The 14,189-nt window shown below is 63.0% G+C and carries 14 protein-coding genes; 8 read left to right on the top strand and 6 right to left on the bottom strand.

Annotated elements, in window-relative coordinates:
- The first annotated feature begins 63 nt into the window (after window positions 1-63).
- Window positions 64-981, top strand: a complete 918-nt coding sequence (locus tag BW970_RS19140; RefSeq protein WP_076534390.1) for a DMT family transporter — start codon at window positions 64-66, stop codon at window positions 979-981.
- A gap of 62 nt (window positions 982-1,043) precedes the next feature.
- Here BW970_RS19140 and efp read toward each other — a convergent pair whose 3' ends face one another.
- Window positions 1,044-1,610: an elongation factor P gene (gene efp, locus BW970_RS19135; protein ID WP_076534388.1), complete on the bottom strand. Its 567-nt coding sequence runs from the start codon at window positions 1,608-1,610 to the stop codon at window positions 1,044-1,046.
- 105 nt (window positions 1,611-1,715) lie between these two features.
- Here efp and epmA point away from each other — a divergent pair, with 105 nt between their 5' ends.
- From epmA to urtE, 6 genes are all read left to right on the top strand, one after another.
- Complete coding sequence (epmA, locus tag BW970_RS19130) at window positions 1,716-2,771, top strand: EF-P lysine aminoacylase EpmA (RefSeq protein WP_076534386.1); 1,056 nt, start codon at window positions 1,716-1,718, stop codon at window positions 2,769-2,771.
- A 305-nt stretch (window positions 2,772-3,076) separates the two neighbouring features.
- Complete coding sequence (urtA, locus tag BW970_RS19125) at window positions 3,077-4,351, top strand: urea ABC transporter substrate-binding protein (protein ID WP_076534384.1); 1,275 nt, start codon at window positions 3,077-3,079, stop codon at window positions 4,349-4,351.
- Window positions 4,352-4,407: 56 nt separating this feature from the next.
- Window positions 4,408-6,354 (top strand): urea ABC transporter permease subunit UrtB, encoded by a 1,947-nt coding sequence (urtB, locus tag BW970_RS19120; RefSeq protein WP_076534382.1) that lies wholly within the window; start codon window positions 4,408-4,410, stop codon window positions 6,352-6,354.
- Window positions 6,355-6,484: 130 nt separating this feature from the next.
- Window positions 6,485-7,717 carry an urea ABC transporter permease subunit UrtC gene (gene urtC / locus BW970_RS19115; RefSeq protein WP_076534380.1) on the top strand — a complete coding sequence of 411 codons (1,233 nt, stop codon included), beginning with the start codon at window positions 6,485-6,487 and terminating at the stop codon, window positions 7,715-7,717.
- Window positions 7,714-8,457 carry an urea ABC transporter ATP-binding protein UrtD gene (urtD, locus tag BW970_RS19110; protein WP_076534378.1) on the top strand — a complete coding sequence of 248 codons (744 nt, stop codon included), beginning with the start codon at window positions 7,714-7,716 and terminating at the stop codon, window positions 8,455-8,457. The genes urtC and urtD overlap by 4 nt, the downstream gene beginning before the upstream one ends.
- 4 nt (window positions 8,458-8,461) lie before the next feature.
- The gene (urtE, locus tag BW970_RS19105; protein ID WP_076534376.1) at window positions 8,462-9,157 is read left to right on the top strand and encodes an urea ABC transporter ATP-binding subunit UrtE; all 696 of its coding nucleotides are present in this window, start codon (window positions 8,462-8,464) and stop codon (window positions 9,155-9,157) included.
- Between the two features lie 144 nt (window positions 9,158-9,301).
- On the opposite strand, the gene ychF is transcribed toward urtE, so the two are convergent.
- Both ychF and BW970_RS19095 read right to left on the bottom strand, forming a co-directional pair.
- Window positions 9,302-10,399 (bottom strand): redox-regulated ATPase YchF, encoded by a 1,098-nt coding sequence (ychF, locus tag BW970_RS19100; protein WP_076534374.1) that lies wholly within the window; start codon window positions 10,397-10,399, stop codon window positions 9,302-9,304.
- A gap of 68 nt (window positions 10,400-10,467) precedes the next feature.
- Window positions 10,468-10,890: a VOC family protein gene (locus BW970_RS19095; RefSeq protein WP_076534372.1), complete on the bottom strand. Its 423-nt coding sequence runs from the start codon at window positions 10,888-10,890 to the stop codon at window positions 10,468-10,470.
- Between the two features lie 211 nt (window positions 10,891-11,101).
- Here BW970_RS19095 and trpA point away from each other — a divergent pair, with 211 nt between their 5' ends.
- Window positions 11,102-11,893, top strand: a complete 792-nt coding sequence (gene trpA / locus BW970_RS19090) for a tryptophan synthase subunit alpha (RefSeq protein WP_076534418.1) — start codon at window positions 11,102-11,104, stop codon at window positions 11,891-11,893.
- Window positions 11,894-11,907: 14 nt separating this feature from the next.
- On the opposite strand, the gene BW970_RS19085 is transcribed toward trpA, so the two are convergent.
- From BW970_RS19085 to BW970_RS20380, 3 genes are all read right to left on the bottom strand, one after another.
- The gene (locus tag BW970_RS19085; protein ID WP_076534370.1) at window positions 11,908-12,267 is read right to left on the bottom strand and encodes a HesB/IscA family protein; all 360 of its coding nucleotides are present in this window, start codon (window positions 12,265-12,267) and stop codon (window positions 11,908-11,910) included.
- A gap of 10 nt (window positions 12,268-12,277) precedes the next feature.
- Window positions 12,278-12,643 (bottom strand): SUF system Fe-S cluster assembly protein, encoded by a 366-nt coding sequence (locus BW970_RS19080; RefSeq protein ID WP_076534368.1) that lies wholly within the window; start codon window positions 12,641-12,643, stop codon window positions 12,278-12,280.
- A 101-nt stretch (window positions 12,644-12,744) separates the two neighbouring features.
- Window positions 12,745-13,884: a calcium-binding protein gene (locus tag BW970_RS20380; protein ID WP_083701386.1), complete on the bottom strand. Its 1,140-nt coding sequence runs from the start codon at window positions 13,882-13,884 to the stop codon at window positions 12,745-12,747.
- Window positions 13,885-14,189: the final 305 nt, after the last annotated feature.

Here is a 14,189-nt window from a genome sequence, read left to right as displayed (position 1 = left end):
GCCCGCCCTTGCACCTCGGGGCCGGGGATGCGAAGGCAGGGGGGAACAGGACGGGGGCCGGCCATGCAACCTTTGCGCGGGATCGGGTTCAAGATCGCCTCGGTGGTGATCTTTATTGCGATGCAGTCGCTGATCAAGGCGACCTCGGATCATGTGCCGCCGGGCGAGGCGGTGTTCTTTCGGTCGTTCTTTGCCATTCCGGTGATCGTGCTGTGGCTGTACCTGCGCAAGGAACTGCATGTCGGTGTGGGCACAAAGAACCCGCTGGGGCATTTCTGGCGGGCTGTGGTGGGCACTGCATCCATGGCGCTGGGCTTTGCCAGCCTGGGGTTCCTGCCTTTGCCAGAGGTGACGGCGCTTGGCTATGCGGCGCCGCTGCTGGTGGTGGTGTTCGCGGCGATGTTTCTGGGCGAACGGGTCGGGGCCTGGCGGTTGGGCGCGGTGGGATTGGGCCTGATCGGGGTGCTGATCGTGCTGTCGCCGCGCCTGTCGATCGGGGCCGGGGCAAGCCACGCTCAGGCGCTTGGCGCAACCCTGGCCCTGGGCGGGGCGGTGTTTTCGGCGCTTGCGCAGATATTCGTCCGCAAGCTGGTTCACACGGAACGCACGGCGACCATCGTGTTCTGGTTCTCGTTCAATGCGGCGGCGCTGTCATTGATCTCGCTGCCATTCGGATGGGTGGTGCCCACCTGGACAGAGGCGGGGCTGCTGATCCTCGCCGGGTTGCTGGGCGGGGTCGGGCAAATCCTGCTGACCACCAGCTATCGTCACGCCGATGCGTCTGTCGTTGCGCCGTTCGAATATGCCTCGATGATCTTTGCGCTGGGCATCGGCTATGCCGTGTTCAACGAGGTGCCCACGCTGACGATGCTGGCGGGGGCGGCGCTGGTGGTGGGGGCGGGGATCCTGATCATCTGGCGCGAGCGCAAGCTTGGGCTGGAACGCAGCCGTCAGCGCAAGGCCATGACGCCAAATGGCTGAGCGGGACCATCGCAACGAAAAGGGGCGCCCAAGGCGCCCCTTTGACGGTCGGATCGGTCGGATCAGTCCCGCGCGCGTTCCACATAGCTGTCGTCATCGGTGTTGATCACGATGCGCGTGCCGGTCCCGATATGCGGCGGGACCATGACGCGCAGGCCATTGTCCGTCATCGCGGGCTTGTAGCTGGACGAGGCGGTCTGTCCTTTGACGACCGGCTCGGTCTCGGTGATCTCGACGGTGATCTTCTGCGGCACTTCCAGGGCGATGGGGTTGCCTTCGAAGGTTTTCAGCCAGACGCGCATACCTTCTTGCAGGTACACCTTGTTGCCGCCCATGATGTCTTCGGTCACGACGACCTGTTCATAGGATTCCGGCTCCATGAAGTGATAGCCTTCGCCATCTTCATAGAGGAAGTCGTATTCGCGCTCGTCCACCGTGGCCTTTTCGACCTGATCGGTGGTTTTCCAGCGTTCCGACACCTTCACCCCGTCCGAGATGCGGCGCATATCGACCGAGGTGGTCGGCGTGCCTTTGCCGGGGTGGAAGTTTTCGGCTTTCAGAACAACGTACAGGCGGCCGTCCATATCGACGACATTGCCCTTGCGCAGCGAGGAGGCGATGACTTTCACGTCTGCTATTCCTTGTGGTTTCCATGACGGCGGCCTATAGGCCCGCGCGATTGGGGTTGCGCGTAGCGCATCCGCCCGAAGAATTCCAGCCGAAAGGCGCGAGACATGTCTGAAACTCCGTGGTGGAACGCCGCCCGTCACGCCGATCGCCGCCCCGCATTGTTGGCGCGCAACCGTATCCAGTCGGCCCTGCGCCGCTGGTTCGACGATGACGGTTTCACCGAGGTCGATCCCTGTGCGCTGCAAGCCAGTCCGGGAAACGAGACGCATCTGCACGCCTTTGCCACCGATGCCATCGGAAACGATGGTGTGGCGCGGCGGATGTATCTGCACACCTCGCCTGAATTTGCGATGAAAAAGCTGCTTGCGGCGGGCGAGGCCCGCATATTCGCCTTTGCCCATGTCTGGCGGAACCGGGAAAGCGGTGCACGGCACAGCCCGGAGTTCACCATGCTGGAATGGTACCGGGTGGGGCAGGACTACACCGCGCTCATGGCCGATTGTGCAAGCCTCCTGCGGCTTGCCGCCAAGGCGGCGGGCAGCCCGGTGCTGCGCCGGGGCACGGCCGTCTGTGACCCTTTTGCCGAGTTCGAGCGGCTGTCGGTTGCCGAGGCGTTCCAGCGCCATGCCGGGCTGGACCTGTTGGCGACCATGGATGCCGACGGGCGCCCGGACCGCGAGGCTTTGGCCGCACAGGTCATGGCCGCCGGAATGCGGGTGGATGCCGGCGACACATGGTCGGATCTGCTGTCCGCAGTTCTGGTGCAGCGGGTCGAGCCGCACCTTGGCCATGGCCGTGCCACCATCCTGGACCGTTATCCCGCGCACGAGGCCGCGCTGGCCCGCCGCTGCCCCGGTGATGCACGGGTGGCAGAGCGGTTCGAACTCTATGCCTGCGGGGTGGAACTGGCCAACGGCTTTGGTGAACTGACCGATCCGGTGGAGCAGCGCGCCCGCTTTGTGGCCGAGATGGATGAAAAGCAACGACTCTATGGTGAACGCTATCCGTTGGACGAGGAGTTGCTGGCCGCCCTTGCGCATATGCCTCCTGCCAGTGGCATTGCCCTGGGGTTCGACCGGCTGGCGATGTTGGCGACCGGGGCGGCCCGTATCGACGATGTGATCTGGGCGCCGGTCGGGACAGGGGCTGTCCGCGGCTGATTCCCGCCGGTTCGATTTTCGAACGCCGCGATTTCGGGCAGATGCCTGACAGTTGCGCAACCGTTGGGCGGAATCCTCCGCGCGCTCGCCAACCTTTGCCATGGGATTTGCTGCATTGCAGCGTCGCAGGTTCAGTGGACCTGCGGGGGGACCATCTGCCCGTAACGGATGTGCGGTGGCGGCCCGATGTGGAAGTCTGCCCCCACCGCACGGGGTGCAACAAAGTTGCCGCCCGGATATAGGGTCGCCTGCATCGCAGGGGAAGCCCCTGTTTCCGCATGGCGGCCCCGACACGGGGGAATGGAATGAGCAATCTGAAATGTCTCTGGCTGGCTGGCGCGTTTGCGCTGACGGCCGGTGCGGCATCGGCGCAGGACACCATCAAGCTGGGTGTGCTGCATTCGCTGTCCGGCACCATGGCGATCTCCGAGACGACGCTGAAGGACACGATGCTGATGCTGATTGCCGAACAGAACGCCAAGGGCGGTCTACTGGGCAAGCAACTGGAGGCGGTGGTGGTCGATCCGGCCTCCGACTGGCCATTGTTCGCCGAAAAGGCGCGCGAGTTGCTGACCGTCTCGAATGTCGATGTGATGTTCGGCTGCTGGACCAGCGTGTCGCGCAAATCCGTGCTGCCGGTGATCGAGGAACTGAACGGCCTGCTGTTCTATCCGGTCCAGTACGAGGGCGAGGAATCGTCCAGGAATGTATTCTACACCGGCGCCGCCCCGAACCAGCAGGCCATTCCGGCCACCGACTATTTCCTGGACGAACTGGGTGTCGAGAAATTCGCGCTGTTGGGGACCGATTATGTCTACCCGCGCACCACGAACAATATCCTCAAGGCCTATCTGATGGGCAAGGGGATCCCGGAGGCCGACATCTTTGTCAACTACACGCCCTTTGGCCATTCCGACTGGTCCAAGATCGTGTCCGATGTCAAGGCTCTGGGCGCGGATGGCAAGAAGGTGGGGGTGATTTCCACCATCAACGGCGATGCCAATATCGGGTTCTACAAGGAACTCGCCGCTGCCGGCATTTCGGCCGACGACATCCCCGTCGTCGCCTTCTCGGTCGGCGAAGAGGAACTGTCGGGCCTCGATACATCGAACCTGGTGGGCCACCTGGCGGCCTGGAACTACTTCCAGTCCGCCGAAGGCGAGGCGAATGCCGAATTCATTGCCAAGTGGAAGGCCTTTGCCGGTGAAAGCCGCGTGACCAACGACCCGATGGAGGCGCATGTCATCGGCTTCAACATGTGGGTCAAGGCCGTCGAGGCCGCGGGAACCACCGATGTCGATGCCGTCCGCACCGCGATGTACGGGATCGAAGTGCCCAACCTGACCGGGGGTGTCGCCAAGATGTTGCCGAACCACCACCTGACCAAGCCGGTGCTGATCGGTGAAATTCGTGCCGACGGCCAGTTCGACATCATCAGCCAGACCGACCCGGTGCCCGGCGATGCCTGGACCGACTTCCTGCCGGAATCCGCGGTGCTGGAGTCTGACTGGGCCGCGCTGGACTGCGGGATGTACAACACCCAGACCAAGACCTGCGTGCAGGTCAAATCCAACTACTGACATCCGGGGGGAGGGGCCTCCCTCCCCCTTGGCCGTTTCAAGGGCAGGATCCTTCCATGCGCGCCACTTTTGCTGCGTTGCTTGCGGCCATGTTTCTGCTGCTGCCCATGGCCGCACAGGCGCAGACCGCCGCAGACATTCTTGCGGAAAACCGCGATCTGGTCGAAAAATCGTCGCGCCAGACCATCGGCCCGGTGATTGCCGCCCTGACCGCCAGTGGCGATCCGCAGGCGTTGACGCTGCTTGCCGCCTGGGCCGACAGGGGGCTTGGCCTGCGCAAGTCCGACGGGGCGTTCTTTCTGATCGCGCCAGATCCCGACGGCTATGCGCTGAAGTCCCCGGATGGCACAGAGGCGGGAACCGCCGCAAGATCCGAGATCGTCGAGTTGCGGCCCAATGCGGGGGTGCGCGGCCTGATCGCGACGGCGCTGGTCGAGTTCCAACTGTCGGATCCCGACCGCCGCCAGCGCGAGGCGGCGCTGGTCTCCGTTGCCCGTGACCCGTCGGCTGCACACCTGGTGCCCCTGCGCGCCTCGATCCCGGCAGAATCCGACCCCGCACTCAAGGCGCAGAAACAACGTCTTGAGCGGCTACTGACCCTGCGGTTCGATGCCGACAGCGCCGCGCGCGTGGCTGCGATCCAGAGTTTCGCGGGCGATCTGGGGCTGGATTTGCGTGGTGCGCTGAATCCGTTGCTTGCCACGACCTACAGTGTCGGGACAGGCACATTGCCCGATGGTGCGAATGTTGCCCGCACCCTGCGCCCCGGTTCAGATCTGACGATGGACGAGGCCTATGCGCTTCTGGTGGCCGCGGATCTGGCCCCGGCCCGCTTGTCGCGCACGGAGCTCAAGGCCGCGCTGGCGGCGAATATCGTGGATGGCGCGGTCGCCGGTATTCCCTTGACACAGCTTGACACGCCGCAAGCCCGCGATCGTGCCTATGACGCGCTGGAGGCAGCCGGGGCCGTCCCCGCCGCCGCAACCGATGCCGAGGTCGTGGCCGCAGTTGCGGCGCACCGTTTCCATGCCATCCATGCCGAGCCTGATCCGGCCGTGACCACAGCCGCCACAGAGGTGCTTGAGGGGATCGAACTGAAGCTGGCCGCCATGCAGGCCACCGATCTGGCGCTGGATGCGTTGTCGCTGGCCTCGATCTATTTCCTGGCGGCCATCGGCCTGGCGATCACCTTTGGCGTGATGCGGGTGATCAACATGGCGCATGGCGAATTCATCATGCTGGGCGCCTACACCGGCTATGTCGTGCAACTCTACATCAGCAATTACACGCTTTCGATCCTGATCGCGTTGCCGCTGGCCTTTGCCGTCACCTTCGCGGCGGGTGTCGTGATGGAACGGCTTGTCATCCGGCACCTTTACAAGCGCCCGCTGGAAACCCTGCTGGCCACCTTCGGGATCTCCATCGCGTTGCAGCAACTGGCAAAGAACATCTTCGGCACGCAGGCACGGCCGCTGACGGCCCCGTCCTGGCTGGATGGCGCGCTGGTGTTCAACGATATCGTGGGCATCAGCTACATCCGCATTGCCATCTTTGTACTGGCGCTGGCCTTCCTGGGCTTTTTCCTGTGGCTGATGAAGCGCACGCGCCTTGGGCTGGAAGTGCGTGCCGTGACACAGAACCCGACGATGGCGGCCAGCATGGGCATCAACCCCGACCGCATCAACATGCTGACCTTCGGCCTTGGCTCGGGCATCGCGGGCATTGCAGGCGTCGCCATCGGCCTGTTCGCCAAGGTCACATCGGAGCTTGGATCCGACTACATCGTGCAGAGCTTCATGACCGTGGTGGTTGGCGGTGTGGGCAATATCTGGGGCGCATTGGCGGGGGCGCTGATGATCGGCACATTGCAAAAGGGCATCGAATGGCTGAACCCGTCCAACACCCTGGCCGCGCAGACCTACATGATCCTGTTCATCATCCTGTTCATCCAGTTCCGGCCGCGCGGCATCATCGCGCTCAAGGGCCGGGCCGCGGGGGATTGACCATGCGTCCTGCCTTGCTCCGCTCCGCGCCACCCTTCTCGGCCAATGCGCCCGCCTCCCATCATCTTGCCACAAATACCCCGGGGGGCGCGGGGGGCTGGCCCCCCGCTTCCACCGCCGGAGACCGCACATGACCCGCACCTTCCTGTCCCGCAACCCGTCGGTTCTGTGGTTTCTGCTGGCGCTGGCGCTGTTCACCCTTGCCATCACCCTGATGTCCGAGGCCTACGGCTCCGCGCTCGTCTCCACCTCCTTTGTCAAGACGCTGGGCAAGACACTGTGCCTGTGCCTCGTGGCGCTGGCGATGGATCTGGTCTGGGGCTATGCGGGCATCCTGTCGCTGGGCCACATGGCGTTCTTTGCGCTGGGGGGCTACATGATCGGCATGTGGCTGATGTATGCCCGGACCGAGGGTATCGTGGTCGCCGCACTGGCAAACGAGGTGTTGCCCGCAACGGCAGAGGAGATCCGTCAAGGCATCGCCAGCCAGATCTTCGGCGTCGTCGGCGCATCGGAATTGCCACCGATCTGGGCCTTTGCCCATTCGCTGCCGCTGCAACTGATGCTGGTGGTGGCGGTGCCGGGAGTGCTGGCGCTGGTTTTTGGCTGGCTGGCTTTCCGCAGCCGCGTCACCGGGGTGTATCTGTCCATCCTGACCCAGGCCATGACGCTGGCCGCAGCCCTGTATCTGTTCCAGAACGACAGCGGGCTGAGGGGCAACAATGGCCTGTCCGGTCTTCAGAACCTTCCCGGTCTTGACCAGATCCCGCAGGCCGACCTGTCCATCTGGTTCTTCTGGGCCTCGGCCGCCGCGCTGGCGCTGGTCTATGTCGGTCTCGCCTGGATCGTGTCGGGCAAGTTCGGCTCGGTCATCCGTGCGATCCGCGACGATGAACAGCGCGTCCGCTTTCTTGGCTATTCCGTCGAAGGGTACAAGCTGTTTGTCTTTACCCTGACGGCAGTGATCGCGGCCATCGCCGGTGCGCTGTATTACCCGCAGGCGGGCATCATCAACCCGGCGGAACTGGCGCCCATCGCCTCGATCTATCTCGCGGTCTGGGTGGCGATCGGGGGCAGGGGGCGGCTTTACGGCGCGGTCATCGGGGCCGCGTTCGTCTCGCTCCTGTCCTCGTGGTTCACCGGCGGGCGGGCGCCCTCGGTCAATCTGGGGGTCTATACTGTCAATTGGGTGGACTGGTGGCAGATCCTGCTGGGCCTGTCCTTCGTCCTTGTCACCTTGTTCGCCCCCAAGGGCATCGGCGGCCTGTTCGACCTGGTTCAGGGGCTGCGTCACCCGAACCGCCATGGCACAGCGCTGGGCCCCGATGACGGCGCCCTGATGGAAAAGGAGGCCGTGGAATGAACGGCACCCTGCTTGAGGTTTCCGGCGTTTCGGTCACGTTTGACGGCTTCCGTGCGATCAACAATCTGTCCTTTGCCATAGGCCCGGCGGAACTGCGGGCCATCATCGGGCCGAACGGCGCTGGCAAGACCACCTTCATGGACATCGTCACCGGCAAGACGCGGCCCGACGAGGGCAAGGTGGTCTGGGGCGACATGGCACAGTCCCTGTTGCGTATGTCCGAGGCGCAGATCGCCCGCATCGGCATCGGCCGCAAGTTTCAGCGCCCCACCGTGTTCGAGGATCAGACGGTCACGGAAAATCTGGTCATGGCCCTACGGGCGCCCCGTTCGCCCTTTGCCGTGCTGGGCTGGCGCGCGAAACCCGCCGACATGGACCGCGTTCAGGCGCTGGCCACCGAAGTGGGCCTTGAGGATGCCTTGCCGCGCAAGGCGGGCGAACTCAGCCACGGGCAAAAGCAATGGCTGGAAATCGCCATGCTTCTGGCACAGGAGCCCAAGCTGCTGCTGGTCGATGAACCGGCCGCCGGCATGACGCTGGCAGAACGCGAGCATACCACGCGCCTGCTGGTCGATCTGGCGAAAACCCGTGCCGTCGTGGTCGTGGAACATGACATGGAGTTTGTGCGCCGCCTCGATTGCCGCGTCACCGTCCTGCACGAAGGGGCGGTCCTGGCCGAAGGCAGTCTGGATCACGTCACCTCGAATCCGCACGTCATTGAAGTCTATCTGGGGCGCTAAGACCATGATCCGCACGGAAAACCTGACCCTGCACTATGGCGGCAGCCAGATCCTGCACGGGATCACCATGGAGGCCAGGGCCGGAGAGGTGACCTGTGTCATGGGCACCAACGGCGTCGGCAAGACCTCGCTGCTCAAGGCGCTGGCGGGGACGCATCCGCGCTCGGGGGGCAAGGTCATCATGGGGGGGCAGGCCCTGCCGGTGCTGCGCCCGCAGGACATGGCGCGTCAGGGTCTGGCCGTGGTGCCGCAGGGCCGGATGATCTTTCCCCTGCTGACCGTGCGCGAAAACATGGAAACCGCCTATGCGCTGCTGCCGAAATCCGACCACCGCATCCCGGACGAAATCTTTGAGCTGTTTCCGATCCTGAAGGAGTTTCTCCATCGTCGTGGCGGCGATCTGTCGGGGGGGCAGCAACAGCAGCTCGCCATCGCCCGCGCTATGATCATGAAGCCCAAGGTGCTGTTGATGGATGAGCCGACCGAAGGGATCCAGCCCAACATCATCCAGCAGATCGGCCGGGTGATCGCCTATCTCAAGGCCAAGGGGGACATGGCCATCATTCTGGTCGAACAGTATTTCGACTTTGCCTATGACCTGGCCGACCGCTTCTATGTGCTCAAACGCGGCGCGGTCGCGCTGGAGGGTACCAGGTCCACCCTGACCCAGGAACGTCTGCGCGCCACGGTTTCGGTCTGACCCGACCCCGTTGCGCGATTGCCTTTCGCCCTGATCAAAGCCCAGCCGGGGCAGTTGCGCGGCCCGGCGCAGGCCGCCCCTTCGGCGCGCAGTCGTGCAGGGGCGCATCGGGGCAGAGCCCGGTTGGATGGGCCTTTGGACCTGTCAGCCGCTGAACAGGAAATGCAGCACGTCCCCGTCCTTGACCTCATAGGTCTTGCCTTCGACGCGGAATTTCCCGGCTTCCTTGGCGCCAGCCTCGCCCTTGCCTGCGATATAATCCTCGTAGGCAATGGTTTCGGCGCGGATGAAACCCCTTTCGAAATCACCATGGATCACGCCTGCGGCCTGTGGCGCAAGTGTTCCCCGTGTGATTGTCCAGGCGCGCGCCTCCTTGGGGCCGACGGTGAAATAGGTCTGCAATCCCAGCAGGTCGTGTCCGGCGCGGATCAGGCGGTCCAGCCCCGCCTCGGCCAGCCCCATCTCTTCCAGGAACATCGCGGCTTCGTCGGCGGGCAACTGGCTGATCTCTTCCTCGATCCTGGCCGATATCACCACGGTGCCCGCACCCTGGCGCGCGGCCATCTCTGCCACACGCGCAGACTCGCCGTTGCCGCTTGCAGCCGAGGCTTCCTCGACGTTGCAGACATAAAGCACGGGCTTGGCGGTCAGCAGTTGCAACATGCGCCACTGCCGTGAATCGTCGTCCGATACCTCTACGCTGCGGGCGGGCTTGCCGTCGTTCAGGGCCGCCTGGGCCATGGCCAGCAAACGGTCCTGATCGGCGGCTTCCTTGTCGCCCCCCTTCAGTTTGCGGACCAGGTTGGTGCGGCGGCGTTCGATCGATTCCAGATCGGCCAGCATCAGTTCTGTCTCGATCGTTTCGGCATCGGCCACCGGGTCGATCCGGCCTTCGACATGGGTGATATCCCCATCCTCGAAGCAGCGCAGCACATGGGCAATGGCATCGCATTCGCGGATATTGGCGAGGAACTGGTTGCCCAGCCCTTCGCCCTTGCTGGCGCCCCGCACCAGTCCCGCGATATCCACAAAGGTCATGCGCGTCGGAATGATCTGTTTCGATCCGGCAATCGCGGCCAGCTTGTCCAGTCGCGGGTCTGGCACGGCGACTTCACCCACATTGGGCTCGATGGTGCAGAACGGAAAATTGGCCGCCTGCGCCGCCGCCGTGCGGGTCAGTGCGTTGAAGAGCGTGGACTTGCCGACATTCGGCAGCCCGACAATACCCATCTTGAAACCCATGTGACCCTCCGGTGCGTTGACCGCCCGCTTGTAGGCGCAGCCCCCCGCAGGATCAAGCGGGCAAAGCCCTAGTTCCGCCAGGGCGCCGACACCATCCAGTGTGTGCCGAAGCGATCCTTGACCATGCCGAACCCGTCCGACCAGAAGGTGGGCTGAAATGCCATGATCACCGCGCCCCCATCGCCCAGTGCCGCGAAGATCTGCCTTGCGCGTTCCATCGTCGGGGCGATGTGGCTGATGCTGACCGCCTGCTGCGGATCGCCCCCCATGCCGGGCGGAAAGTCCGAGGCCATCAGCATACGCCCCTCCGGCAGGCGCAGCGTGCCATGCATCACCCGGTCGGAGGTTTTCATAGCCTCCGGCGTACCATCAGGCCAATCCGGGGCGGCGGAATAGGGCATCAACTCCAGATCGCCGCCGAACAATTCCTGATAGGCCGTCAGCGCGGCCCGACAGTTTCCTTGAAAATGGATATAGGGGTCAAAGCTCATGGGCGCTCCTCCTCATGCGGTGGCCCGAGGATGGCATTGCGGTGCGTTGATATCAACATTCCAGAGCGCGACAGGCGGAAAGTCCTGTGTTTTGCGGGCAGGATGTGTCGCGGAACCGGCCGAATGGCAGTGAAACTCCTTGGTGCGGCTGGCCATGCTTGCCTTTTGGCTCGCCCTGCCGCATCAGGGACGGAAAGTGGAGGCAGAATCCGTGACCCGTATCGACCAGACATTCGCCCGCCTGCGCAACCAGAACCGCAAGGCTTTTGTCGCCTATATCATGGGCGGGGATCCCGATTCCGACCGCTCGTTGGCGGTGATGAGGGGACTGCCCGGCGCGGGGGTGGATATCATCGAACTGGGGATGCCTTTCACCGATCCGATGGCCGACGGCCCAACGATTCAGCTTGCCGGCCAGAGGTCGCTTGAAGGCGGCATGACGCTGGACCGGCTGCTGGATATGGTGCGCGCGTTCCGTGCCGAAGATGAGACGACGCCGATCGTGCTGATGGGGTATTACAACCCGATCTATTCCCGTGGCGTAGAGCGTTTTCTGACCGAGGCGCGCGAGGCGGGGATTGACGGTCTGATCGTGGTGGATCTGCCGCCCGAGGAAGACGACGAACTTTGCGTGCCCGCGCAGCAGGCGGGCCTCAACTTCATCCGTCTGGCGACGCCGACGACCGACAACCAGCGTCTGCCGACCGTTTTGCAGAACACCAGCGGGTTCGTCTATTACGTCTCCGTCACGGGGATCACCGGATCGGCGGCGGCGCAGGCGGGCGACGTGGGGCCAGAGGTCGCGCGGATCAAGGCAGCAACGGATTTGCCGGTGATCGTGGGGTTCGGCATCACCACGCCCGAGGCGGCGCAGACCATTGCCAGCGTAGCCGACGGATGTGTCGTCGGATCCGCCATCGTCAAGCTGATCGGCGAAGGCCGCCCCACGGAAGAAGTTCTGGCGCGGGTGGCCGATCTGGCGGCAGGCGCCCATGCCGCCTGACGGAATCCGGGGGGTCAGGCCCCCGGCGTTTCCTTGAACTTGATCGATTCGCCGCAGCCACAGGCCTCGGCCACATTGGGGTTGCGGAACTGGAAGCCGCTTTCCAGCAGCCCGGTTTCATAGTCGATCTCGGTGCCGATCAGAAACATCTGCGCCATCGGCGCGATCAGCACGCGGGCGCCGTCCTGTTCGACCACGGCATCCAGCGGGTTCACCTCGGACACATAGTCCATGGTGTATTCCATGCCTGCGCAGCCGCCTTTCTTGACGCCGATCCGCAGGCCTTGCGTGTTGTCCCGCGCCATCAGCCGTGCAATCTGCCGCGCGGCTGCGGGTGTCAGTGTTACCGCCTGCTTGCCGGGAATGCCGAACATTTCCGTCCCCTTACATGAACCCAAGTTCCAGGCGGGCCTCGTCCGACATCATGTCCATCCCCCAAGGCGGGTCGAAGGTCATGCTGACATCCACCTGTTTCACGCCGGGCAATGCGTTGACGGCATCGGCCACCCAGCCGGGCATCTCACCCGCGACGGGGCACCCCGGCGCCGTCAGCGTCATGGTGATGTCCACCGCATTCTCGGTGTCGATGTCGATGGTGTAGATCAACCCGAGATCATAGATATTCACGGGAATCTCGGGGTCGAACACCGTTCGGCACGCCTCGACAATCGGCTCGTAAAGCGGATGGTCCGTCGTGGACGGGCGGATCAGCGGAGCGCCTTCGACAGGCGCAGATGTTTGAGCGGTCATATCGGGTCCGTCTGTTTTCCTGACGGAAGATATAGGGAAACCGGAGGCTCCGGTCCAGTGCCTGACTGCCCGGCATGGTCGCCGGGCAGTTTTTTCGCAGTTTAGACCAGAATATCGTCGGCGCTGAATTCGGTCACACCGTGCAGTTTCAGAGAGAAGTCCGCCTTGCGGTCGCCGTCGACGTCGATGTGAAGGTAGCCATCGCCAGCGCTCGTGCCGAACCTCACCGACATGTACTCGCCTGAGAAGCCAGATCCATCGAAAGTGACGCCAAGTGCGGAGAAGTCAATCTTGTCGAAGCCCCTCTCGAAGTCGGTGATTTCGTCTCGCATGCCTGGGCGGCCGACGTCGAAAGTGCGGGCGAACAGGAACACATCAAAGCCCGCCCCACCGGTGAGGACGTCTTTGCCGCTGCCGCCAACCAATGTGTCATCGCCGTTGCCACCGAAGAGGATGTCGTCGCCTGCCATACCAAACAACCGGTCATGCCCATCGTCTCCATGAAGCACATCGTTGCCTTCATTCCCGCGCAGGACGTCACGATGGTTGCCGCCGTAGATCGTATCGTTGCCTGCACCTCCGAAAAGGTTATCAAATCCGGCATCGCCATATATCACATCGTTGCCATCATCGCCACGTATTGTGTCATTCCCTTCGCCTCCGAACAGTTCGTCTCTCCCAGTCCCACCGCGGATCCAATCATTGCCATTCGCCCCGTAAATGGTGTCATTTCCACCTTTGCCGAAGATGAAGTCATCCATATCGGAAATTTCATCATTGTCTGCGTCGATATGACCCAAGCCGAGGACTTCGGATGCAGCGGTGCCATCAACCTTACCGTTACTGGAGTTTGGCAGATTGAAAGTTGCCGTTTCCGATATATCGAAAGATATGAGGAGACCGCTTAGTATGGGCAGCCCGCTTGTCGCATATAGATAGATTTGGCCATTCATTTCGAACACAGCGACTGGCCTGCTGTCGAGTTCGATTCCTAGTAGGCTGGCGATTGCAACTGTGCCGGCACCGATATAGTCAATCGCATTGGGCACCCCCCCCGTCGGCGTGAAGGTCGCAACGCCGTCATCGCTTTGGCTGAGAATCCCGTTGCCGTCTTGAAAAAATCCCGTAATTGGAGAAGACGTATCATTTATAAGGGAGGCTGACAGAAGCGAGCCGTTGAGAAGATTGCTCAATGATCCGTCGTACCGGTAGATATTGGTTGCTGGAGAGATGATTCTCATGGGACGCTCCTTTCGAGATCCAAGCGCTGAGTCGAGCTGTTTCCGGTTTGCGAATATTCCTGTCCTACAGGCGGAAGATTGATGTCAGAGTATTAGTTATTCTGATATGTATATTTGGGCTCGAAGTTGGCAGCGATGCGGCGAGAATATGGCAGGTTTCTGGTCTCTGTCGGGTTTCCCGGTTGCCGTTCTAAATGATCTCTGGTCGGGATGGGCTCTGTTGCACAAATCGGCTGATGGCCGGGGTTCCCCTTTCCCCGGACAGACTTATCCCACGGGCTCTGTGACAGGGATGCCGAGCGCGG

The sequence above is a fragment of the Gemmobacter megaterium genome, assembly GCF_900156815.1.
Taxonomy (GTDB): Bacteria; Pseudomonadota; Alphaproteobacteria; order Rhodobacterales; family Rhodobacteraceae; genus Wagnerdoeblera; species Wagnerdoeblera megaterium.
Note: the sequence above shows the minus strand (reverse complement) of the source record. Positions and strands in the feature narration are given on the sequence as shown.